The 24,593-nt window shown below is 40.1% G+C and carries 22 protein-coding genes; 17 read left to right on the top strand and 5 right to left on the bottom strand.

Annotated features, from left to right (window positions below):
* Window positions 1–27: 27 nt before the first annotated feature.
* Window positions 28–2,655, bottom strand: coding sequence for a TonB-dependent receptor plug domain-containing protein (locus ACGHEH_RS08140; RefSeq protein WP_390443806.1), 2,628 nt, complete (start codon window positions 2,653–2,655; stop codon window positions 28–30).
* 278 nt (window positions 2,656–2,933) lie between these two features.
* Window positions 2,934–3,095, bottom strand: a complete 162-nt coding sequence (locus ACGHEH_RS08135; protein ID WP_390443804.1) for an oxidoreductase-like domain-containing protein — start codon at window positions 3,093–3,095, stop codon at window positions 2,934–2,936.
* 84 nt (window positions 3,096–3,179) lie between these two features.
* Here ACGHEH_RS08135 and ACGHEH_RS08130 point away from each other — a divergent pair, with 84 nt between their 5' ends.
* On the top strand, window positions 3,180–3,551 hold the full coding sequence (locus tag ACGHEH_RS08130) for a hypothetical protein (protein ID WP_390443801.1): 372 nt from the start codon (window positions 3,180–3,182) through the stop codon (window positions 3,549–3,551).
* Between the two features lie 59 nt (window positions 3,552–3,610).
* Window positions 3,611–4,975 carry a leucyl aminopeptidase family protein gene (locus tag ACGHEH_RS08125; protein WP_390443798.1) on the top strand — a complete coding sequence of 455 codons (1,365 nt, stop codon included), beginning with the start codon at window positions 3,611–3,613 and terminating at the stop codon, window positions 4,973–4,975.
* A 64-nt stretch (window positions 4,976–5,039) separates the two neighbouring features.
* Here ACGHEH_RS08125 and ACGHEH_RS08120 read toward each other — a convergent pair whose 3' ends face one another.
* Complete coding sequence (locus ACGHEH_RS08120) at window positions 5,040–6,509, bottom strand: aminoacyl-histidine dipeptidase (protein ID WP_390444190.1); 1,470 nt, start codon at window positions 6,507–6,509, stop codon at window positions 5,040–5,042.
* Between the two features lie 72 nt (window positions 6,510–6,581).
* Entirely contained in the window at window positions 6,582–7,646 is a 1,065-nt protein-coding gene (locus tag ACGHEH_RS08115) for a ketoacyl-ACP synthase III (protein ID WP_390443795.1), read from the bottom strand.
* Between the two features lie 129 nt (window positions 7,647–7,775).
* Between ACGHEH_RS08115 and ACGHEH_RS08110 the strand changes: the two genes are divergently transcribed.
* The 15 genes from ACGHEH_RS08110 to ACGHEH_RS08040 all read left to right on the top strand — a co-directional run bounded on the left by ACGHEH_RS08110 (window position 7,776) and on the right by ACGHEH_RS08040 (window position 23,339).
* Window positions 7,776–8,177, top strand: coding sequence for a DUF4440 domain-containing protein (locus ACGHEH_RS08110; RefSeq protein ID WP_138566634.1), 402 nt, complete (start codon window positions 7,776–7,778; stop codon window positions 8,175–8,177).
* Window positions 8,178–8,275: 98 nt separating this feature from the next.
* Entirely contained in the window at window positions 8,276–9,505 is a 1,230-nt protein-coding gene (locus ACGHEH_RS08105) for a sensor histidine kinase (RefSeq protein WP_390443792.1), read from the top strand.
* On the top strand, window positions 9,502–10,029 hold the full coding sequence (locus ACGHEH_RS08100) for a response regulator transcription factor (protein ID WP_390443789.1): 528 nt from the start codon (window positions 9,502–9,504) through the stop codon (window positions 10,027–10,029). Before ACGHEH_RS08105 ends, ACGHEH_RS08100 begins: the two co-directional genes overlap by 4 nt.
* Before the next feature lie 68 nt (window positions 10,030–10,097).
* The gene (locus ACGHEH_RS08095) at window positions 10,098–10,502 is read left to right on the top strand and encodes a DUF1761 domain-containing protein (RefSeq protein ID WP_390443786.1); all 405 of its coding nucleotides are present in this window, start codon (window positions 10,098–10,100) and stop codon (window positions 10,500–10,502) included.
* Between the two features lie 217 nt (window positions 10,503–10,719).
* The gene (locus ACGHEH_RS08090; protein ID WP_138479577.1) at window positions 10,720–10,980 is read left to right on the top strand and encodes a hypothetical protein; all 261 of its coding nucleotides are present in this window, start codon (window positions 10,720–10,722) and stop codon (window positions 10,978–10,980) included.
* 124 nt (window positions 10,981–11,104) lie between these two features.
* Window positions 11,105–13,099 carry a TonB-dependent receptor plug domain-containing protein gene (locus tag ACGHEH_RS08085; RefSeq protein ID WP_390443784.1) on the top strand — a complete coding sequence of 665 codons (1,995 nt, stop codon included), beginning with the start codon at window positions 11,105–11,107 and terminating at the stop codon, window positions 13,097–13,099.
* A 422-nt stretch (window positions 13,100–13,521) separates the two neighbouring features.
* On the top strand, window positions 13,522–14,955 hold the full coding sequence (locus ACGHEH_RS08080) for an imelysin family protein (RefSeq protein ID WP_390443781.1): 1,434 nt from the start codon (window positions 13,522–13,524) through the stop codon (window positions 14,953–14,955).
* 72 nt (window positions 14,956–15,027) lie between these two features.
* Window positions 15,028–16,734: a di-heme oxidoredictase family protein gene (locus ACGHEH_RS08075; RefSeq protein WP_390443778.1), complete on the top strand. Its 1,707-nt coding sequence runs from the start codon at window positions 15,028–15,030 to the stop codon at window positions 16,732–16,734.
* Window positions 16,731–18,149 (top strand): di-heme oxidoredictase family protein, encoded by a 1,419-nt coding sequence (locus ACGHEH_RS08070; protein WP_390443776.1) that lies wholly within the window; start codon window positions 16,731–16,733, stop codon window positions 18,147–18,149. Before ACGHEH_RS08075 ends, ACGHEH_RS08070 begins: the two co-directional genes overlap by 4 nt.
* Window positions 18,150–18,161: 12 nt before the next feature.
* Entirely contained in the window at window positions 18,162–19,337 is a 1,176-nt protein-coding gene (locus ACGHEH_RS08065) for an imelysin family protein (protein ID WP_390443774.1), read from the top strand.
* A 12-nt stretch (window positions 19,338–19,349) separates the two neighbouring features.
* Window positions 19,350–20,444, top strand: a complete 1,095-nt coding sequence (locus ACGHEH_RS08060) for a DUF1513 domain-containing protein (protein ID WP_390443771.1) — start codon at window positions 19,350–19,352, stop codon at window positions 20,442–20,444.
* Window positions 20,445–20,728: 284 nt separating this feature from the next.
* Window positions 20,729–22,177, top strand: a complete 1,449-nt coding sequence (locus ACGHEH_RS08055; RefSeq protein WP_390443769.1) for an SLC13 family permease — start codon at window positions 20,729–20,731, stop codon at window positions 22,175–22,177.
* Between the two features lie 13 nt (window positions 22,178–22,190).
* Window positions 22,191–22,472: a hypothetical protein gene (locus tag ACGHEH_RS08050; RefSeq protein WP_390443766.1), complete on the top strand. Its 282-nt coding sequence runs from the start codon at window positions 22,191–22,193 to the stop codon at window positions 22,470–22,472.
* A gap of 12 nt (window positions 22,473–22,484) precedes the next feature.
* Window positions 22,485–22,964, top strand: a complete 480-nt coding sequence (locus ACGHEH_RS08045) for a cache domain-containing protein (RefSeq protein ID WP_390443764.1) — start codon at window positions 22,485–22,487, stop codon at window positions 22,962–22,964.
* Window positions 22,965–23,051: 87 nt separating this feature from the next.
* Complete coding sequence (locus ACGHEH_RS08040) at window positions 23,052–23,339, top strand: hypothetical protein (RefSeq protein WP_390443761.1); 288 nt, start codon at window positions 23,052–23,054, stop codon at window positions 23,337–23,339.
* A 209-nt stretch (window positions 23,340–23,548) separates the two neighbouring features.
* Here ACGHEH_RS08040 and ACGHEH_RS08035 read toward each other — a convergent pair whose 3' ends face one another.
* A complete protein-coding gene (locus ACGHEH_RS08035; protein ID WP_390443759.1) occupies window positions 23,549–24,502 on the bottom strand; it encodes a GlxA family transcriptional regulator in 954 nt (317 codons plus the stop codon).
* Between the last annotated feature and the right edge of the window lie 91 nt (window positions 24,503–24,593).

The following is a 24,593-nucleotide window of genomic DNA, read 5'->3' as shown; positions in this document are numbered from 1 at the left end:
CGCCTTTTGCTGCTGGGTTACAGTAATCTAGAATTTATAAGTTGCTTTCACGTAGTAGAAGCCACCGTTGTAGTCAAATGGTCCACTCTCATAGTATTTACCGCTAACAATTGAATATGCACCATCTTTTTGCAGTTCTTGAGCCTCAGTATTTAAAATATTGTTTGCTCCAACTGACATAGTCCACTCTTCGTTAAAGTAGTATGTTACTTCAGCATCTAATGTGAAAGATGACCCAACTGTTTCAGACCAACCGTAAGAGCTATCTACATCAGGTTCATCTGCGTGTGTAGCAAACCATTCACCAAAGTAGTTAGCTCGTAAGAACATGCTTACATCTTCCCAATTTTGTGCGAAGGTTAATGTTGCACGGTGCTCAGGGATTCCTTCTTCCAAGCGGCGTACTTTGAACGCTGAAGTGAACTGACCTGGGTCATCAACTTTTGTTGTGTTGTAGTTATAAGCCAAGCTAATTTTGCTGTAGCCATCAAACATATCCATGCCATAATTCATGACAACGTCAACACCTTGGGTTGTGGTATCGAAGTCATTAGCAAAAAATGTAACAGAGCCACCAAGAAGCAATTCTGGACTAGGGTATTTACCTTGAAGATTATCAACGTTAGCTTGTGTGATAAATACTTTATCTGTTTGTGCAATACGGTCAGTAACTTCAATATTGTATGCATCGATAGTCATGAAGAACTCACCGGTTTTATATACAAGACCGACAGCATAGCTAGTTGACTCTTCAGGATTTAGTTCTTTACCACCAAGTTCAGCCGAGACAGGGTGAGTTGGTGGATATGTAGCTGATTGAATCAATTCACCATTTACCAAAGATGTCTGAGTATTTACAACATTAGCTTGACCTACTGTAGGTGCTCTAAAACCAGTACTATGAGAACCACGGATGGATAGATCATCAGTAAGTTGATATTGTGCAGTTACTTTATAGTTTGTTGTACTTCCGAATGAAGAGAAATCTTCATAGCGTAATGCAGCTCCAAGCAACAAGTCTTCAGTAAAGTAAGTTTCTGCATCAGCATAAGCTGAGAAACTTTGACGCTTATTGATCCCTTGTGATTCTGGTGAGAAACCAGCAAAACCATGAGAACCAACACTGAAGCCTTGTGATGCTAATGGACCCTGCTCCCAAGAGGCTTGCTCACCAGAAATTATTTCAAATGACTCTTGTCTCCATTCAATACCCGTTGCAAAGTTTAGGTCGTCGTCTAAACCAACATCAAAGCCTTTGGTTAAATCAATGTTGAAAGATTTTTCAAGTTGAATATAAGAGCCTGCTTCAAATGCATTGTTTGGCTGGTCAGCATTCAATGAACCCATAGAAGGGTTAACAGTATTAACAAGTGTATAAGTTGATTTGTTTCGGCCATATGAGCCGCTGACATCAATAAAAGCACCTTCTAAGAAACCTTCAGTAATATCTCCACGAGTACCCATTGTTAATGACGTGTCGTTTATTTCACCAGTAAATTGTGGAGTGTAACCTCCAGGGAACAATTCATTGAATGCCCAACAGTTTTTACCCACTGCAGTATTTGGATCTGCAATTAGCTTATATGTCTCGTTGTCTAAAATATTGGTTGTGTTTGGTAGTTTAGGAATACTAGGGCATTCAATACCATTATTGAGTCCATCCATATCACCGATTAAATGTATGTCATTTCCATCGGCATCAGTACCAGTAAATACTCCACCTCTGTTTTGAGGATTACGGTAATAATAACCACCAGTAGCTATTCGATCAGAATAGTTACCGAACATATAAAACTCTTTATCGTTACCTAGATCTAGGCCAACATTACCAAATAAAGTAATATCGTCCTCAATCTCAGGGTTACCCCAAACTTGAGCAGGGTCATTAACATGAGTATTACCTGCTGCAATCAAAGCCGCCGCATCAGGGCGTTGAACTGATCGACTTGTAGGATCTGCAGACTTGTATTGGAAAGATAAGTTAGCAAAGCCGTCATCAGTAAATGGAAGACCAAGGTTACCATCAACAACAAACTGAGTCCCATCACCTTCAAAATACTCGCCATGACGAACAGAGATTGAGCCACCCTCTGAACTGTCTTTTAATACAAAGTTCATTACACCTGCAATTGCATCAGAGCCATACTGTGCAGCGGCACCGTCACGTAAAACTTCAACCTGCTTTAGCGCAACAGAAGGAATAACTGATATATCTGGACCTTGAGCACCATCGTTAACGCCACCGCCTTGGAATGCTATAACAGAAGCTCTGTGTCGCCTTTTACCATTTAAGAGAATAAGTGTTGAATCTGATGATAGACCACGTAAGTTTACAGGTCTGATAAAAGAAGCTGCATCTGAAATAGGCTGCTGTCTAACGTTAAAGGATGGGATAGATGCCTGTAGCATGTCTAACATATCAGTTGATGCGTTTTTATCTAGCTCATCACCCCCAATAATATCAATTGGCACTGGCGAATCATCGACAGATCTTGGCGCAGAACGTGAACCTACAACTGCGATTTTTTCTATATTCTTTTCAGCACCATCGCCACTTTCATCGGCATAGGCTGTTGCGCTTAACAAGCCTACCGAAGCGGTAGATGCAAGTGCGTAAGTAATAGCACGGCTTACGTTTGATAATTTTAACTTCATCCTGTTTCCCCAGATTAATGTTGTCATTAAGGTTTCTTATAAATTTTTAACAAGCACGATAAGCTTTTATGCAATAAGCAAATATAACCTGTTAATTATTGATACATTTAGTTAACACATAATGCAAATAAAATTTGCATTAAAGTTAAAAGTAGACATGACAATGGGAAAGCGCAAATTGAAAACGTAACTTTCTGTTAAGTATGAAATATTTTTCTAAAATAGGGAAGGATAGGAATGCATGTGCATTCCTACTAAAGTTTGTGCTTTGGTCTAATTTATGTTTTGTTAAGCTTTTCGTTAACTTCTAACCAAGCTTTTCTCTGGTCTCTATAAGTGTCCCAAACACATGGGCAGCAACTACCTCCACCACAACATTCGTCTGGTTTAGGTTTCTGGGGTTCTGGGTTAGGTATTTGTTTTACTTTATTATTTAGCATGAATGTGAGAGATTAATGATATACATAGATAGAGTTTATCAAGTTTTGCTAAACTGTCAGAGTGATAAATAAATTTGGTTTATAATGCGCCTAATTAAAGTAGTACACAAAGCCCCTCTTAGGGTTGCCAAAATTAGCAAAAGACGGCAGCAAATCAGATTAAGGCGCTCGATGCTCGCGCTAAAAATTGCACTTGCGCAAGAAAAGCAAGAAACCAAAGAAATGTTGGATATTTACAAGCGCTATAGCTTTGGTGAGGCGAATAAATCAGAGCTAAAAGTTGCTAACGAGCAGCTTGTCGATATTCTAAAAGGGTTAGGTTTAGGCGTATTTGCTGTACTTCCATTCGCTCCCATTACTATTCCGCTTATTGTTAAGCTGGGTCAGTGGGTTGGTGTTGATGTATTACCAAGTTCATTTTCATTATCTAACAAATCTTCTAAATCTCGCAAATAAGTGATCTCTTTACGCTAAATTGTTATTCTCTAAATAGACGCAAAAACACAGAGAATAATATGCAACTTCCAATCATTCATGCCGATACAGGTACACCGATTAAATTTATTGAAAAATCAAATTTTGATACTTGGCTTTCTTCTCAAGAAAGCTTTGTAAAAAATTATGTTGAAGCAACGCGCTCTGCTAATAGCAATATAATTTTGGTACCTAAACAAAATGCAACCGGACTTGAATTCGTTGTTGTAACTGTTAATGATGTAACAGATATGTGGAATACCGGTGATTTAGCAAAGCAATTACCTAAGGGTCAGTATACGCTAGATGTTAATGGTGACTCTTTGCCTGGTTATGCGCTTAGTTTTGTATTAGGTGCTTATCAATTTGCCGTCTATAAGTCTTTACCTGCTATTGAATCTAAAATCGCGATTGCAGATGAAGAAATCTTTAATAAAGTAAACCAGCAAGCTGAGGCTATTTATTTAGTTCGTGATTTGGTGAACATGCCAGCAGCAGACATGATGCCTCAGCACCTTGCTGAAACTATGGAAGAATTGGCAATTCGCTTTGGTGGTCAGTTTAGCCAAATTATTGGTGATGAATTACTAGAACAAAACTACCCAACTATTCATATGGTGGGTCGTGCAAGTGACAACAAACCAAGATTGCTCGATTTAGTTTGGGGTGATGAGAATGCGCCGAAACTGACACTTGTTGGCAAAGGTGTCTGTTTTGACTCTGGTGGTTTAGATTTAAAACCTGCTGCAGGTATGCGTAATATGAAGAAGGATATGGGCGGGGCTGCTCATGTGATCGGTCTTGCGCAAATGATCATGGCTGCAAATCTACCTGTTAGACTTCGTGTACTCGTTCCTGCTGTTGAAAATGCAGTGTCGCGAAATGCTTTTAGACCTGGCGATGTTATTAAAACACGTAAAGGCATAACGGTTGAGATTGATAACACTGATGCAGAAGGTCGCCTAGTATTGTGTGATGCATTAGCTGAAGCACAAACTGAAAACCCTGATTTACTTATCGACTTTGCAACTTTAACAGGCGCTTGTCGCATTGCATTAGGTACAGAGCTTCCAGGTTTTTATTCGACTGACCAAGCAATTGCAAGTGACATAATGGCTCAAGGTTTACAAAACCAAGATCCAGTTTGGCAACTTCCTCTTTTCGACCAATATAAAGCTTTGTTTAAGAGTGATGTTGCAGACATTGCCAACTGTGGTTCAACGCCGTTTGGTGGGTCAATTACAGCTGCGTTATATCTGAAAGAGTTTGTTGAGCCAGCAACTACGCCTTGGCTTCATTTTGATGTGATGGCTTATAACATCAGACCATTACCGGGTCGCCCAGTAGGTGGTGAAGGCTTAGGTGTCCGTGCTACGTTTGACTATTTAGCTACACGTTATAAATAGATATAGGTAAACTTATAAAATAAAAAATGCGAACCAATGGGTTCGCATTTTTTATTAGGAAGCATTATTTAGCTGGAATATTCTCTAAGATAGCTTTCATTTGTTGCCAATATAAACCTACAGATTCAATGTTTACTTTCTCATCAGGAGAGTGCGGGAACTTGATAGTAGGGCCGAAAGAAATCATGTCCATTTTTGGGTATGGTTCTTTGAAAAGACCACACTCTAGGCCAGCATGGATAACCATGATGTGTGGTTTATGACCATAAATATCTTCATACACGTCACGGAAAGTATGTAAGATTTGTGAGTCAGGATCTGGTTTCCATCCCGGATATGCACCACTGAATTCAATCGTTGCGCCAGCTAGGCTTGCTAGCGAAGCAAGTGTGCCTTCTACGTCTGAACGACCAGAGTCAATTAAAGAGCGGATCAAACACAGTACTTCGATGCTGTTTTCATTTGTTTCGATGACACCCATATTTAGTGATGTTTCAACTACACCTTGAATATCATCACTCATGCGTACTACACCATTTGGACAGGCATTGAGTAGTGACAATACAGTATTTTGGCTGCTTGCGCTTAATGGCAAGGCATCACTTTCCAGTGTTTGGGCTTTAAAAGCTAAGTTTGCTTCAATTGCACTTAATTCGGTTTTTGTGAGTGTTTCAAACTCAGATATTAAGTTATGAAATGCGTCTAATTGTGCATTTTCAACTAACACTTCAGCATATGCTTCACGAGGAATAGCGTTTCTTAGTGAACCGCCATTAAAAGCGACTAACTGAACGTTTAAGTTGGCTGTGTGATTCTTCAAAAAGCGTGCAAGGAGTTTATTAGCATTAGCGCGGCCAGTATGAATGTCTACGCCAGAATGACCACCTCTTAACCCATTTAAAACAAGTTTAAGGCGTGTTGTATCTTCATTGATGGCTTGGCGTTCTAGTTGTAAAGTAAGACTTGCATCTACGCCACCGGCACAGCCCATGTAAATCTCACCTTCTTGCTCAGAGTCTGTATTGAGAAGAATGTCACCTTCTAACCAGCCAGCTTCTAAACCGAATGCGCCAGTCATACCCGCTTCTTCATCAATGGTTAGAAGTACTTCTAGCGGGCCGTGTTTAATGTCATCAGCAGCCAATACAGCAAGACACGACGCCATACCAATGCCGTTGTCAGCACCTAAAGTTGTGTCAGTTGCAGTAACCCATTCACCGTCGATGTAAGGTTTAATCGAGTCTGTGACAAAGTCGTGATCAGTACCGTCATTCTTTTGTGGCACCATATCAATATGGGCTTGAAGCACAACCGGTTTTTTATTTTCCATGCCAGGGTAAGCAGGCTTTTTGATAAATACGTTGCCCGTATCATCTCTTTTAACTTCGAGAGATTGGCTTTTTGCCCACTCAATAATGAACTGTGCAAGTGCTTCTTCGTGTTTTGAAGGATGCGGAATAGAACAAATTTGATCAAAGAATTGCCAAATTGCTTGAGGTTCTAGTTGGCTAACTTCTGAATGTGGAGTGAACAATGTTTTCAATGTTTTGCCCTTATTTAAATGTAACCGCTTAATATTACCATTCAAATAAGGGCAGAGGATAGCTTACTGGCAGTACTTGATGGCGTCAGCCATTATCTCTAGTCCAGTTTGTTTACACTCTGGCAGCTCAGCTTTACTTTCAATGATAGGCGTAACGCGTTCGCCCCATTTTATATAACTTGCAGCCCAAGTTAATCCTGCACCAAATGCTGCGCTCATTATATGACTGTGTGGTTTGATTTTACCTTGCTCTAATGCTTCACACAGTGCAATTGGGATCGTTGCAGCAGAGGTGTTGCCATAATGCTGGATATTGACCATCACTTTGTCATCGCTAAGCTGCAATTGTTTGGCAATGGCTTGAATAATTCTTAGATTTGCTTGATGAGGGATAAGCATATCGATGTCTTCGAGTGCTAAATTTGCTTGTGATAGCACATCATCACAGGCTTCGCTCATACCTTTTACCGCGCGCTTAAAGATATCTTTACCTTGGAACAAAATATCAGAGGGTTGTGCTGAATCGTGTTTATCTATGTCAGTGCCGAAGTTTCGGATATGAAGAATCTCTCTGTCTTCTGAATCACAGCCAGTTTTTGTTGCTAACAAGCCTAGTTCTTCACTTGATGCTTCAAGCACAACTGCACCTGCGCCGTCACCGAATAAAACCGCACTGTCACGCTTTGCCCAGTTTACATGCCAGAGCATTCTTTCAGCAGCAATAACCACTGCGCGCTTTACCATACCGGCACGAATTTGAGCGGTCGCATTTTGTAATGCATATAAGAAACCAGAACATGCTGCATTTACATCACATGCCGCTGCACCGGTTGCCCCGATTTGTTGCTGAACATATGAGGCTGTATTTGCGACAAGTGTAGAAGGGGTGCAAGTAGCAAGTAACACAAGGTCAATGTCTTCTCCTGCAATACCAGCACAATCCAATGCACGTTTAGCTGCAACAGTCGCTAATTCACAAGTACCAACATGACTGACTCTTCTCGATTTTATGCCTGTGCGCGTTGAAATCCACTCATCGGTGGTGTCTACTACTGTGCTTATATCTTCGTTTGAAAGTGTTGCTGGTGGTGTACATTTACCCCAGCCAATAATTTTGGCGTATTGCATAGTTTCTTATCTCATCTGACCAGGTGGCGTTTATAACAAACTTCTTTTTGTAATTCTAGTCAAGGATACTTTATGTAGTGTGAAGAAGTAGTCTAAGCTTAGATTAAAGTCTTTGAATTTGGGGTGATTATGGCAAATAAAATGACGACTTCGCTAATAAGCCACCTTATTGAATTGGAGAGGCAGTTACTGGACCCAGTTGTTAGAGCATCGAAAAACCAATTAAGCCATTTACTTCATGACGACTTTTATGAGATTTCGGCAAATGGCTTAATGTTTAATAAGCAACATGTGATTGGTAGGTTACCGCTCGAGAAAATTCCACAGATCTATAACCAAGACTTTAAGGGACAAGTATTGAGCGACACGCTTGCCCAACTGACCTATCATGCAGCCTATCGAATGAATGTGCATCATGCCTTGAATTTTTCAATTCGAATGTCAATTTGGGCTAAAACAGAGAAAGGGTGGCAGTTATTTTTTCATCAGGGCACACCTTGTCCTGAGTTTACATTGAGCTATGAAGAGTAGCTGCAATTTTTGTTTCATATCAACGAAACTGAGGTTTAGTTTTACCAGTTAAGCAGAGTCAGTTAAAGTGTTGCTCAAATTTTTTTTGAGCGTATTACATGATCAGCTTTTCGCCGCAATCAGCCATTGGTCGCTTGTTATTACTTAGAACTATCGCCATTTTGATACAATTGCTTTTGGTATTAGCTTCGGCATTTTGGTTTGATAAGTCCATTGAGCTATTACCAGTATTGACTGTTATTGCTATTGAATCTTGCTTCCAATTGGTCAGTGTGTTCGCCTATAGAAAAACCAGTGAAGCAGCTCCTTCGGGCATGATGCTGCAGTTGCTAGCCGATATCATGTTTATGACGATTCTACTGAGCTTGTCAGGTGGTGCGAGTAATGCGTTTGTGTCAATGCTGATTATTCCAATCGTCATTGCTGCTGTGACCTTGCCTAGCCAGTTTGTGATAATTATCTCGCTCTGTTCATTAGTCGCATATGGTTATTTATTTGTGACTATGGGGGGGCATCACATGCATCACATGGACATGGAGTTACACTTTAAAGGCATGTGGGCAAATTTTGTATTAAGTGTATTTATTGTTGTTATGGTTGTCATGGCAATGGCGAAGCAACTAAAGGTTAAAGAGCAGTCTTTAGCTAAGGTAAGAGAAAAACAACTTAAAAACGAGCAGCTCATTGCGTTGGGGAGTGCCGCTGCGCAGGCAACTCATCAACTGGCAACACCACTTGGTAACATTAATTTATTGCTTGAAGAGTTGAAAGAAGACTATCCAGAACACCCCGCATTAGTAGATATGGGAAAAGCCATCACTACTTGTAAAGAGCAACTTGATTTGTTTAGAGCACAAACAGAAAAATTGAAATCTTCAGATAGTTTTGGTGTGCAAAGCACACTGGCGATTTTAGAAGAACTTGAAACCTTGATGGCCTTACAATTCCCTGAACAGAGCTTAATTATGGACGAAGTAGTTGATACTTTCGTCAGTGATGACCCCATGCTGATCCCTGCTTTATTGAATGTACTCGCAAATGCCGCGCAGGCCAATATTAAAACCAATGCAAAAGAGATAGTTTTACAAAGTTCAATTGAAAAAGGCACTTGGGTGCTATCGATAATTGATCATGGTCCGGGGTTCGACCCTAAAAAGATGGAACGCTTGGGTCATACAATAGTAAAAAGTGAGTCGGGTCTTGGTATGGCGTTGGTTTTATCTCATGCATCAATAGAACGATTAAAAGGAACTATTAGATTAGAAAACCAGTGTAAATATGGCGCTAAAACAACAATCACCTTGCCGATTAAAGAAAATGAGTTATGAAATTACTTATCATTGAAGACGATGAAGCATTTGCAAGAACACTTGCTAGACGACTGCAAAAGCATGGATTTGATGGCCATGTTGAAAGCAACGAAGCGAATGTAATGCCTGCTATTGAAACAATTTCCCCTGATTTTGTGTTGCTAGATATGAAACTGCAGACTAAATCAGGGTTACATTTCATCGAACCGATTAAGGTATATAAACCAAGTATCAAACTTGTGTTGTTAACTGGGTTTGCGAGTATCGCCACGGCTGTTGAAGCGGTTAAACTGGGCGCTGATGATTATTTAACTAAGCCTGCTGATACTTTGTTGATAGTTCAAACCTTGTTAGGGACAGAAGGCGTTCAAAAAACTGAATTGCAATCAGAAACGAGAATGTCAGCAGAGCGATTAGAGTGGGAACATATTCAACAGGTGCTAAAAGCCAACAATGGCAATGTGTCTGAAACGGCAAGACAGCTAAACATGCATCGAAGAACACTGCAACGTAAATTACAGAAAAAACCTGTACAAAAATAGTCAATAATTGCGAGTTTGACGTTTATTAACTAGATTTGAATTTACGAATGGTTTGATGCTTTATTATTATGCAGTTGGCAGAACTTAATTATTGGGCAATTTTACTTGCCGCGTTATCTTCATTTATGTTGGGTGGTTTATGGTATTCCCCGATGTTATTTGGTAGAACTTGGCTAGAGGGGTGCGGGTTAACTGAACTTGATTTACAAAACAGCGATCCAAAATTAATCTATGGTTTAGCTTTCATATTGTCATTACTTGCTGCGTTTGTTTTGGCGTTAATATTAGGGCCAGATCCTAACATCACACAATCAATAACTATTGGCGCGGCGGTTGGCATTGGTTTAGCGTCAAGCTCATTGGGTATTTCATACATATTCGAGCAAAGGCCGCTAAGTTTGTTTTTAGTTAATGGTGGTTACCATACCTTCCAGTTTATCCTTATGGCAGTGATACTTAGTGTCACAGGCTAGTAATATTAACTCAGAATTGTTGGAATACTTATCTTCGAGGCGGACATTTGCCCTGTTTTCATGTCTCACTCTCATTTAATTTAGATACGTTTTGCTGTTTCAATGAGTGAAAGTAACCCTTCCCATGGAATGGGCCAGTATTTCCGGGTTAACTAATCTTATATTGCTTCAAACTCTGCTAATGATGGCAGATAGCAATTGATAGTGGATACAAAACGTGATCGATATTCTTTTTGATGTCATTGGTATGACAGGAACAGCGCTTGTAGTTGGTGCTTTCTTTATGCTTCAACTAGGCAAAGCTGAACCTACCGGTATTGTTTATAACTTAATGAATTTAAGTGGCGCAATACTCTTGCTAATCAGTCTTTGCTACAACTTTAACCTTGCTAGTTTTGTTATTGAATTATTCTGGATAGCTGCGTCTTTGATTGGTTTATACAAATATTTCAAAGGAAAACGTACCCAACTCGCATAATGTTCTCAAAATAGAAATATAAAACTTGCACAGTCTGTTAACATTAGTATTATTAAAACAATGTAAATAGGCTGTGCATGGAATTGCATTTAGCTGCTCTATCGCTGAAATAATGAGCCAAGCTATGAGAATAACAATACCTACGATTTTTTTACTTTCAATTTTATATCCAGGTCATGCGTTATCAAATATTGAAAGTGATGAAGATCTATTTGACTTATCATTTGAGCAACTTTTAGACGTCAATATTTCTCTTGCCACTAAAACAGATGAAACTCGCTCGTCTGTTCCTTCGAGTATTACTGTATTTAATCAACAACATATTGCACTTTTAGGCGTATCGAATGCCTATGAGTTAATGAACTTTGTGCCTGGTTTTCAGTCAACTCGAGGTGATTGGGTGGGGGCTGTGCCGAAAGAGCATACTCGAGGTATTTATCTAGACAGTGGTAATGTACTGGTCATGATCAATGGCCAAAGACTGAATGATCCTTCTTTTGGCAAGGCATCAGTTTATATGCCTTTTATTCCTGTTGAACTGATTGAACGTGTTGAGTTTATTCGAGGCCCAGGTTCTGCGCTTTATGGTAGTAATGCATTTTTGGGCGTCATGAATGTTGTTACCACTTCTGAACGTACTCAGTTTAGTGCCTCAATCGGTGAGCATGGAGAGCTTCAAGCTGGTTTTTCATTCAATAAAGAATTGAACGATGGATTAAAGATTTACAGTAATTTATCGCTTAATAAACGCGATGGCGAGGCTTACTCTTTTGGCACGAAAGACCCCCTAGAATCCTATTTTTTTGAACTAGGTGCTCAATGGCATAATCTAGACATTAATGTAAGGAAAAACGCGACACAATTAGATGAATTCATCAACCTTGCGGGTGCGTCAAGAGGCAACCATCATCACAGTGAAAACATCGCTTTGCAGGCGACTTATACTTGGTTAAACGATGACTTATGGCATTTATCTACTTCATTCGATTTTATCCGACATGAAATTGAGAGCAAGGGCTTGATTGTTACTGCGCAAAACACAAACTTAATTGGTGATTTTTTTGTTGGTCCTGCATGGTCAACTAAAGATCTTGCTGTAAAAGTTGATGGCAGCTATCAACTTAGTGACTCTTTGCAAGTCAACTTTGGTGCTGAATATTCTGAAGAAGAGCAATTTAAAGCTGGCGTTATCAGTAGTTATTATGACTATCAGTCTGGCAATACCTTAGTTGAAAATCAATATTACTTAGGCGAGACGCGGACGATTGAATCTCATCCTCCGTTTAAAAATTTGTTGGCCTCATTTGATTCTTATGCTTTGTATACTCAGGCTAAGTATGTAGCGTCAGAACAATTAACGATGTTTGTTGGTGCACGTTTTGATGAAGTGAAAAGTATTGATAGCAAGCTATCACCCAGGCTTGCTCTCATTTATGACCTAAATGAAAAACATACTTTAAAGCTGCAATATGGTGAATCTTTTAGAACACCCGTAAGCAATGAGCTTTATTCAAATGACGATGTCACTGTCGGTAACCCTGATCTGAAATCAGAGTATGTTAAAACGACGGAATTGGTCTGGCACACTGAACAACAAAATTGGCAGATGGATGTGGTGTTTTTTAATAATGAGTTGAAAGATTTCATAAACTTAGTGGCGACAGATCAAGCTCAAACACGTTTTACTTTTGACAATGTGTTTGAAGCAAGTATGCAAGGGGTTGAAGTTAATAGTAATTTTAACTTAACAGAGAATACTTGGTTTGAAGCTGGTTTTACTCAATTGTTTGATGAACCCATTAATCCGAGCTTTAAGCGATTCGCTGCGGCGGCCATTACTCATCAATTCGACGTGTTACAGTTGAGTGTGAATACAATTTGGCGTGATGAGGTATTTGTTGCTTCGCAAGACAAAAACGTTTCAGGAGATTTTAAGCAATCAGATTATTTCTTGCTAGGGCTAACCGCCAGTTGGAATATTGATAGTGATAGTTCGATAATTCTCAAGGCTCAAAATCTACTCGATAAGCAATACAAAGTGTTTGATCCAAGAATGACCGACGGCATTGTACCGACTCAATCAAGAAAATTATTACTTCAGTATCGTCAAACATTCTAAATACTAAAATTTCATTAAAAGCGCCGACATCGGCGCTTTTTTGTTTTTAGCCTAATAATACCAATCCGCAATAACACTTAATCATTTTGAGGGATTAAACCTGTTGATAGCTGAGTTAAAGATTTCTCATTTAAAACAACTAAATAACGAAATATTTGTCTAGCTACCAACAAGGCTTTCTTGCCTCAAAATAGACTACTTAGTTAAGCGGATTGGTATAAAAAGTTTTTAAATTTTCTCCAATATCCTTCAGTTGCACTTCTCATTAAATAATCAAATTCATACAGAACTGATCATATTTGATCTAAATCAAAAATAAACACCACAGATAATGTAAATGAAAATAATTCTTGAATGCATTTGCTTGGTTCGTTAATATTTGCTGAATAATAAACTATTAACTGATAATTAAAGGGATAAGAGTGAAAAACTTTAAGAAATTTGCGCTTACGCTAGTTTGTACAGCAGTATTATCTGCATGTAATGGTGATGATGGTAAAGACGGTGATGTAGGTGCGGTTGGTCCTCAAGGGGAGCAAGGTGCTGCAGGTCAAAATGGGGTTGCAAATTATGTAACAGCGGAAGATGTTGTTAAAACTAACGCACAGCATGCCTATGCTGTTTTCGCAGACTCTCTGATTGCAGCAAAAACAATGCAAAAAGCGATTAATGAATTTGTTGCAAATCCGACAGAAGCAAACTTCACTGCTGCAAAACAAGCTTGGCTTTTTGCACGTGAACCGTATGGTCAAACTGAAGTTTACCGTTTCCGTGAAGGCCCAATCGACGCACTTACAGAAGTTGATGGTCAACCAACATTAGTTGATGGCGAAGGCCCAGAAGGCGCAATTAATGCTTGGCCTTTAGCTGAAGCGTTGATCGACTACACGATTGATATGGACGGTCATCAGGCGCGTGGTACTGCTGCGGTTTATCAAGCCGGTGGTAACATCATTTCAGATCAAGAAAACTTCCCAGAAATTACAAAGCAGTTATTACAAGATAAATTTGAATTAGATGGTGAAGAAGCCAATGTAACGTCAGGTTATCACGCAATCGAATTCTTATTGTGGGGTCAAGATTTAAACCAAGACCTTACTTATACATCAACGCGTGATTACACTGCAGGTCACCGTAAAGCTTCTGATTTTTATACTGTTGACAATATGCCAACAGATTCAAATGGTGCAACTTGTACATCTGGCGAGCAAGGCGCAATTGACGCAATTTGTGCGCGTCGTGGTCAATACTTAAAAGTAGCTGCTGAGTTATTAGTTGATGACCTGCAAGCAGTGACTGAAGCGTGGACTCCTGGCACAGGCTTCCATTATTTAGAGTATGTAAAACCTGAAAATGCAAAGAAAAACTTAGGTGCAATGCTTGAGAGCATGGGGCGTTTGAGTTTCGGTGAGCTTGCAGGTGAACGTATGAGTATTGCTGTTCGCACCGATAGTCAAGAAGACGAACACTCGTGCTTTTCAGATAACACACACCGTGATATTTACCTCAATGCCAAAGGTGTTCAAAACCATTATTTAGGCAAATATACACGTATTAATGGTGAAGAGTTAGTAGGCGCAAGTATCCATGACCTATTAGTAAAAGAGGGTAAACCTGAGCTTGCAAACGAGCTGCGCGCTGCCTTTGAAGCGTCAATGGCAAGTGCCTCGGTTATTGATACAAATGCTAAGCTAGGTGTGTCTTTTGACGTTCAAATTCAAAATGAAGATCACAAGAAAGAAGTGTATGCGACTATCTCTGCACTTGCTACACAAACAGATCTGATCCAAAAAGCCATCGATGAGCTTGGCGTTTCAGCTGAAGATTTAAAACAAGATACAGAAGAAGATATCTAATTTAATATGGCTGGCCTTTTGGTCAGCCTTTTCAGTTTCTGGTTACAGTAGTAAGCAGTTCAGGGGCACTGAATGAACAACAAAAAATCAATGTTAGCTCTAATCATCGCGCTTATTTCTCTGCAAGGCTGTGGTGGTGGAAGTAACACACAAGATACAAACTCTCCAACAAATTCAAACAATAACGGCGACAATACTTCTGAGGGCAATCAAGGCAGTAAAGATAATTTGGCTTTTCCTGATCTCACCTTAAATGATGGCCTACCTGACTTACTCAAAGATACACCTGACGAGTTTGAGCATTTAGCAGCAGGGGAATCATCGGTTAATACTTTTAATGAAGATGCATTTAGCCAAGCGCTACCAGCAATCGTTGATACGCCTAGTCTTGATGCCGTTTTCAAAGCGGGCGACCATGTTTTCCGCTCCAATCATGATGGGCAAGGCCCTATTTTCAATAACACCACTTGCCAAGGGTGTCATATCAAAGATGGTAGAGGCGTTGTGCCAAAATCTGCAAATGAGCCGATGATTAGCATGTTTTTGAGAGTCGGTGATAGTAAAGGCAATGTAGACCCGGTTTATGGCGAACAAATTCAAGTTTTTGGCACCATAGATAGTCAAAAGAATGTATTATCAAAACACAATGGAGCCATAGAAGAAGGGCTGGCTTATGGCGAGGCATACACTTGGGTCGAATATGAAGAAGTGACCGGTCAATTCGCAGATGGCGAAAATTACTCCTTAAGAAAACCGATTTATAAAGTAAAAGACCTTGCTTATGGTGAGTTTAATAAAGATGTGCAGTTTTCTGCCCGTGTATCCCCCCATGTTTATGGCTCAGGTTTATTAGAGAGTATTCCAGCACAAAGTATTTTAGCTTATGCCGATCCTGATGATACGAACAATGATGGTATATCTGGTAAAGCTGCCTATACAACTCACCCGATCAATAATGAAAAGATGCTTGCACGTTTCGGCCAAAAAGCGGTAACAGCCTCTGTATTACAACAAATTTCAGGCGCATACCAAGGTGATATGGGGGTGACGAATACGGTTGCAACAGGCGAGCCTTGTACTGAAGCTCAAACTGCGTGCCTTGCTCAAGCTGAAAAAGAACAAAACAAACACCACGATGGCGTTGATCTAAACAACGTCGATTTGGCTCAAGTCGAATTTTATAACCGCACATTAGCAGTACCAAATCGCCGCGGTTTTGATACTGAGAATAATCTTTGGAATGATGATGTATTAAAAGGTAGAAGCCAGTTTTTTGCTGCAAATTGCCACAGTTGTCATGTGCCAAGATACAAAACAGGTGAGGCGAAAGGGAGCTTACTTGGTGATGTAGATTTAGTGCAAGTGTCTACAGACACACGAACCAACATTTCAGCTTTACAAAATTTAGTGATTTATCCATATACCGATTTACTTCTCCATGACATGGGTGGCAGTTGCAAAGTAACTCGTGAGTTGGTAAGTGGTGAAGCGTGTGACAGCGGTGAAAGTTGCTATTACGTGCAGCGCTGTGAGGGGCTTGCTGATGGCCGCCCTGAAGGGGATGCATCTGGCACTGAGTGGAAAACGCCAGCTTTATGGGGGTTAGGTTTAGTTCAAACGGTAACGCCAAAAGCAACATTTTTGCATGATGGTCGTGCACGCACCTTATCTGAAGCGATCCTTTGGCATGGCGGTGAAGCCGAATCAGCAAAGCAAGCTTATTTAAATATGGATAAACCAGCACGTGATGCGCTATTGGCTTTCTTGAATTCACTATGATGCTAAATCTACAAAAAAGCAGTTTGATAGCTGCCACTATTATTTGTTTGTCTATACCTGTATATGCATCAGCATCAGCATCAGCATCAAACGAGCAAGCGGCTAAGCCTGGCGGCGATGCAACAGGGCGATTGAATTATCGCTCTTTTGTTGAACCTGCCAAAAATATACCGCGCATGGAGCAGTTGGATTTTTGGGATGGCTTTTCTTTTTTTCGAGACCCCTGGGTAGCTTCACCCTCAATTACCAGAGATAGAGATGGGCTCGGGCCGCTGTTTAACGCCCGCTCATGCAAAACTTGCCATGCCGATGGTGGACGAGGCAGGCCGTCAAAACATGGAGAGATAGCAGAGCCTGCATTGCTGTTTAGGTTTTTACAGGCAAATGCAAGCAAAGGAGATAGCAGATATGGCGGGCAACTTCAGCCTCTGGCAATTCGTTTGTCTCATGAGAAGCTTACTAAGCCTGTTCAAGGTGAGGCACAAGTACGCGTATTTTATGATGAAATAACAGGGCACTACGCTGACGGTGAAACTTATACGCTAAGAAAGCCTCGTTACGAAATTGAAAATCTCGCCTATGGACCACTTGATAAAGGTACTTATCTATCTGCCCGCTATGCACCAGCTGTATATGGAATGGGCTTACTGGATGCAATTCAGGAGACAGATTTACTGAGCCTTGAAGATATTAACGACGCTAACAATGATGGTATCAGCGGTAAATATAATCAGGTCATAGATGAAGTAAGTGGTGAAAAGCACATAGGTCGGTTTGGCTTTAAGGGCTTACATAGCTCACTAGAGCAACAAGTGGCAGGTGCGTTTGTCAATGATATTGGTATTACTAATCCTATCTTTAAGGATGAAACCTGTTTAGTTCACCAAGTCGCTTGTAAACAAGCTGCAAGTGTCGACCCTGACAATGTACTAGACATTCCAAAAAAGCTGCATGATTTAACTGTGTATATGAGTCAACTAATTGCTCCCCCTCCTGCAAGGGATTTACAAAGTAGTAAGTCAAAGCAAGGGCAAACTCTATTTTACAAATTGCAGTGCCAGCAATGTCATACCCCTAGTTTTACTACAGATACCTCTTACCAGGTAAAAGCGTTAGCAGGGCAAACTATTTGGCCTTATACCGATTTAGCTTTGCATGATATGGGCGAAGGTTTAGCAGATAAAGGCATTGAAAACCTTGCATTAGGGAGTGAGTGGCGTACCCCACCTCTTTGGGGGATAGGTTTACAGCGTAGAGTTCAGGGCTTTTCTGCATTTTTACACGATGGTCGTGCACGCACGATTGAAGAAGCGGTGCTTTGGCATGGCGGTGAAGCTCAGCCGCATCAACGAAAATTCAAATCATTAACGAAGCAGCAACGAGCAGCGCTGTTGTACTTCTTAAATCAAATTTAATTCGGATAAACAATGAAAACAATCAATACTTTAATGCCAACAACAATTGCAGTCGTGCTAAGCCTTTTATTATCAGGTTGTGGAGGTGGCGGCTCTAACGAGCAAACACCTACGACGTCGCCAACAACAGATCAAGGAAGTGGGTCAACAGATAACTCTAATAGTTTGACTGAAGAACAAGCACTTGAAAAAATAACATCAGTATTAGTTGATGATGTGATCTTACCGAGTTATCAACTTATGCTGACCGAAAGCGAAGACCTGCAAAATACAACAAGTGAAGTGTGTGAGAAATCAGAATTTACAGAAGCAGATTTAACCCGCTTGAAAACAGCTTGGCGCAAAGCTAATAGTGCTTGGCAGGTAGCACGTACCATTAAGTTTGGGCCTATATCAGACACCTATATTTACTCACAAATTCAATATATGCCAATTGAGGCAACTAAATTAGCCAATGATGTTGAATCGATTTTGATTGAGGGTGAAACATTTACAGATGGGTTTCCAAGTTCAAAACACCAACTCCAAGGTTTGCCTGCATTTGAATATGTTGTTTTTAATCAAGATGAAGCTAATGCATTTCTTTCATCTCAAAACCAAGGGCAACGCTGCGCCTATTTAAATGTGATCGCAAGTAATACTGTAACACTGATGGATGAAGTCTTTACGCAGTGGCAAGGTGAGTACGGCGAACAATTCAAGGCTGGAACTGGGAGTTTTAGCGGGCACAAAGGTGCAATCGAAAAGTATTTAACTTTTTGGTTTGAATACCTGGAAATTATCAATGATGAAAAACTAAAAGCGACACTAGATACATCATTACCTGGTAACCCAGAATTATTAGAAAGTCCTTTTGCACATGTTTCAGTGAATAACATTAAAACTAACATCACCGCTTTAGAGCAACAGTTTAATGGTGCAACTGAGTTTGGTTTTGATGATTTATTAATTGAGTTACATGACCGAGAAGACGTTAAAAATGAAATTACATTACACTTCAAAGCGGTTCATTCGGCCCTTGATGCACTCGAAAACGCAACTCTAGCTGATTTAATCGCAACTGAGACAGGCAGAGAAAAACTGACAGCTGTTCGTACTTCGATCACAGAGCTGCGTGCGCTTATGGCTTCTGATTTTGTGCAAGTAACCGACTTAGCACCTGGTTTTAACACCAACGATGGGGACTAATAAGGTGACGATATGAATCGACGTAGTTTTATTAAGGGCACAGTCGCATTAAGTGCATGTTCGACTCTTATGCCATGGTTGTCGGCGTGTACTGTACCGGCGAAAACCGTGTTTGCTAGTGCGTTTACAGATAAAGCAAACCGACATTTTGTTGGTTGGTTTGACGAGCAGGGTCATCTACATGGACGCGTTGAGATCTCTGAGCGCGCCCACGATTTAGCCTATATTAAATCTCAAAATAGAATAATCGCCTTTGCTAGAAGGCCTGGCGTTAAGTTGCACGTTATTGATGTCGCATCGAAGCTGGTAGTTCAAGAGATTAATGCCCAGCCTCAGCATCACTTTTTTGGGCATGGTGTATTAAATGCTGACGAAAGTTTATTGTTCACAACAGAAAACTACTTCGATGAACATATGACAGAACGGGACGGTTTAATCACCGTTCGTGATACCAAAGGCTTTTCTATTGTTGGGCAGTTTTCAAGCCATGGCGTAGGACCACATCAACTAGCCCTGTTAAGTGACAATCAAACTTTGGTGATTGCTAATGGCGGCATTCATACTCATCCTGCTAAATCGAGAGAAAAGCTAAACCTAGACACCATGCAACCGAACTTAAGCTATATTAATACGCTTAATGGTGAACTTGTTGCTAAGCATCAGCTGCGCGACAAGCATTTAAGTATTAGACACTTGTGTGTGGCTAATGATGATACCGTTTACTTTGGTTGTCAGTACCAAGGTGCTGTATATCAGGTGAATCCGCTTATTTATGGTCATAGAATAGGTGAGCAGCTCCAGCCGATGCAAGCAACTAATAATGAATGGATGCGTTTTAAACAGTACATTGCGAGCCTGTCGGTTAATGACCAAAATGAGCTGGCTGTCACTTCTCCTCGCGGGGGAGTGGTGAGTATTTGGGATAGAAGCACACGAGAATTAAAGTCTTTATTAACGCTGGATGATACAGCTGGCGTTGCGAGTAGCAAAACTACATTTATCGCAACAACAGGGCGGGGTAACTTAGTTGGTGTAGGCAAAGCGTTAAATGCGATTAATCAACATCAGATCCGCTGGGATAATCACTTGATCAGTTTTATGGCTTAAATTTCTATAAAGCTTAAAATTTCATTTTAAACACAGTTAAAATTTGCTGCGTTTTCAGTTATTAACGACTGAAAGCGCATTTTCTCTTTTAGAACCCTCTTTTTTAGAGTTGCATCTTGTCGTTCAAAACCCTCTCATTCATACTCACTCCTTAATTACTAAGTAATCTGCACGCTAAATAGTAAATTTATCTCTAGCGGTTACTTTCAATACAAACGGTATTGAGTGTAGTTGCAAAAAGGGCAGAAGCCAAAACAACGAAAATAATAAAGTAATGTACGGATATGATTTCAGATAACAATAAAACACTTTTCCACTATTTTTATTTATTACTCGGACCAGCCATTTTCTTATCAACCTTTTTAATTGATACGCCATCTGGTATGCCTGAGGTTGCTTGGAAAACCGCAGGTTTAGCACTGTGGTTGGGTGTGTGGTGGGTGAGTGAGGTTGTGCCTATTCCTGTAACCTCATTAGTGCCGATCATTGCTGTGCCATTGGCGGGTATTAACGATATAAAATCAGTCACGAGTGTGTACTCTCATCCGCTTATTTTTCTATTTTTAGGCGGTTTTTTAATTTCTATTGCGATGGAAAAGTGGCATTTACATAAACGAATTGCCCTGATCACCATGCTGAAAAGTGGTAATAATCCAAAATTCCAGATCTTGGCCATGATGATGGTCAGTGGCTTTTTATCAATGTGGATCAATAATACAGCAACAACCCTAATGATGTTGCCGATTGCCTTGTCAGTTATCTACGTTTTACGAGAAAACAATAGTAGTTGTGATAATTACGGTAAGGCGCTGCTATTGGCAATTGCTTACAGTGCGAGTATAGGTGGAGTGGGGACCATCATAGGGACTGCGCCAAATGCACTGATGGCTGCTTACCTGTGGGAAAATCATCAAATCAAAATAGGCTTTGCTCAGTGGATGATGTTCGCTGTGCCATTCGTCTTTACCATGATTGTCACTTGTTGGTATTGGTTGACTCGATTTGCTTTCAACGTAAAACAAGTTGGCAATAATGCCAAGCTAAACACGCTGTTTCAAAAACAAGTAGATGATCTGGGCAGCATGACACTTGCCGAGAAGAACGTTCTGTTTGTGTTTGTTTTTGCTGCGGTGAGCTGGGTGTTAAGGCCTTATTTAGCAAGCTGGACAGGGTTAAATATCACAGATACAGGTATTGCTATTATTGCGGCGTTACTACTTTTTGTATTGCCTGCAAAGAAAGATAATAAGACTAAGGTGATGGACTGGGACTCAGCGAAAGCTGTACCTTGGGGGATATTACTTTTATTCGGTGGTGGTCTTGCGCTTGCTGCACAAATCAAAAGTTCAGGCCTTGCACAATTTATTGCTGATATGTTGGCTGGCGCATCTGCTATCCCCTTTATTTTAGGCGTATTAGTTGTTGCGACATTAATTTGTTTTTTAACTGAGATCACATCTAATACCGCCACAGCCGCAGGCTTCTTACCTTTACTTGGCCCTGTTGCAGAGCAAATTGCAGGCACACCACTGATTTGGGTGATACCCGCAGCAATTGCTGCAAGTTGCGCATTTATGATGCCAGTTGCAACACCGCCAAATGCCATTGTATTTGGTTCCGGCGAGATAAAGATAAAAGACATGGTAAAAGCCGGCTTTATGATGAATATCATTGCAGTATTGCTTATAACCTTGTTAACTATGACCCTCGGCTCTTGGGTCTTTGGTTACTAAAACAGGCAGACTTTTGCAGCAAAAACTTTCGACCAAACTTTGTGTTTATTTTTTGGGTTTAATTATCGGGTTGTGCGCCATCTATCATGTTGGCGTGCAATACGATCTCAAACAGACTCGTCAAAACAGCACTGAAAATCTAGAAAAGCTTCATCAATATTTCACCTCAGAACTTGCGCGTTTTACTTCAATTCCAAATTTAGTGCTACAAAACACGCATATGTTGGATCTACTAGATAACGAAACAAGTCATGATTTAAAGCCACTTAATGAATACCTTGCAGATATTCATTAAGTGGCGCATCAGATGTGTATGTGTTTGAATGAGCAAGGATGGGTGACTGCCAGCAGTAACTGGCAAACACCACATAGTTACATAGGAAGTAACTTTGCTTTTCGAAAATACTTTTATGTAGCGGTTGAAAAGGATAGTGCGATAGATTTTGCTGTAGGGCTTCGCTCAGGTGCTCGAGGCATTTATATTTCTCAGGCAATAGAGCAGCAAGGAGAAGTTAAAGGCGTTATTGTTGTTAAGGTAAACGCCAGCCATTTTGAAGTGGTTCGTGACAGCCTAGATACAGGTCATCAGCATAGTTTCATCTTGATGGATAAATCAGGCATTGTATTGATGTCCGATCAAGAAAAATGGCGATTAGTCTCAACGCAACCTTTAAGCCAAACTGACATCGCTGAATTTGATGCTTTTCGGCAATTCTCAGGACGTGAGATCAACACGCAACCTTGGCGCTTTGACGAGCAAGTAGAACAGTTACAAATTTCGACATAAGAGCGTTTAGCCAAACACTTTGTGTATGCCAAAAAGCCCCTTGATTCACTCAATGCTTAATTATATTTTCTGTCAGCAATTGATGATGTGACAGCCAATCAATGGAGCCGCTTGGCACTGAGTTCAGTATTATTACTTGCGTTATTTATTCTTTTTGAAGTGATTTTGGTCAAGCTGGCAGGCTACAAGCAGTTTCTCTTTACACAAAGAAGCTTAGAGGCGCAAATTAACTCCCGCTCTGAGCTGCTACTTGAAACACATCAAGCTTTGCTGCGCGCAGCGAAATTGGCAACCATAGGTCAACTCAGTGCCGGAATTAAACATGAGATCAGTCAGCCGCTTACGGCCATGAGTGGTGACTGCCACTTAACTTGAGAATCTCAGGCAGACTATCTTATCTCTTCTCAGTGACTTAAAAAATTGTCACTTTTTAATTTTGCCACTCAACTTGAGATTTTTTACTCACTTTGGCACTAAAACTGAGATTTATTTAAATAATTTTAACCAAGCTCTTTTAAAAGTGTTTTTAATTGGCGTTGTACTAAATTACGCAAATGAGCGAAAAGCAGACGTAGAGATAACTTTTAATTCCCGTGAGAACTATTGAACAATTTTCGCCATGACGTTGGAGTAGTATCAAATTTTTTATTGAAATGCTTACGAAATACTTGCTCAGAACTAAAGCCAATTTGCTCTGATATTTTGGAAATAGAAAAGTTAGTAGATTCTAATAATTCTAAGCTATTGTTAAGCCGAAGGTTAATCAACCAAGATGTAAAACTGATACCATTTGCTGATTTAAAATTTCGACTGAAACTACGAGTGCTCATCATGCAGTAGTTAGCAGCACTTTCTAAAGTATGATTGTATGTAGTGTTTTGCATAACAAAACCTATCAACTTTGCAATCCGCTCATCTCTTGGTTTTTCTAAGGTTGGATTCTCTATATATTGTTTTTGTCCGCCACTACGTTCTGGAGATGAAACCATTACTCTAGCAATTTTATTGGATGTTTTAACTCCATAACAGTGCCTTACAATATAAAGGCAACAGTCTATTGCCGCAGCACTTCCAGCAGACGTGATTATGTTATTTTCAGATAAATATAAAGAATTAATATCGCAAGAGGTGAGAGGAAACCTTGTTTTAAAATCATCTCCGTATCTCCAATGAGTTGTCGCATTCTTACCTTTCAGTAGGCCACTATACGCTAAAGCATAAGCTCCCAAGCATAAACCAACGATTAACTTTTTATTTTTATGTGCGTCGACAAGCAGTTCTATCAAACTTGGGCTAGGAAGCTTTTCAGGTTGCCAGCTAGGAATAATGATTATATCGGCTTGGTGAATGATAGATGGGTCGTCTTCAATATCTATACCTAACCCATTTGCAGAGTTTATTTTTCCGTTTGTTTCTGAACACACACGAACATTAAACAACTTTTTTTCTTCCAGTACAGCGTCTCCAAAAATAGCTATTGGCACTGAAAGGTGAAATAAGCTAATTCCTTCAAAAGCAACAATGACTACTTCTTTCATGTAATTTTGGCTAGATAGTAATGTTTAATGCCATTATAGCCATATCGTATAGAATTCATACCAATATAATGAGTGCACTAATTAAATTATT

It is taken from the genome of Pseudoalteromonas sp. MTN2-4, from assembly GCF_042848605.1.
In the GTDB taxonomy this organism is placed as follows: Bacteria; Pseudomonadota; Gammaproteobacteria; order Enterobacterales; family Alteromonadaceae; genus Pseudoalteromonas.
The sequence above is the reverse complement of the archived record's forward strand: the minus strand, read 5'-3'. Positions and strand labels throughout refer to the sequence as shown.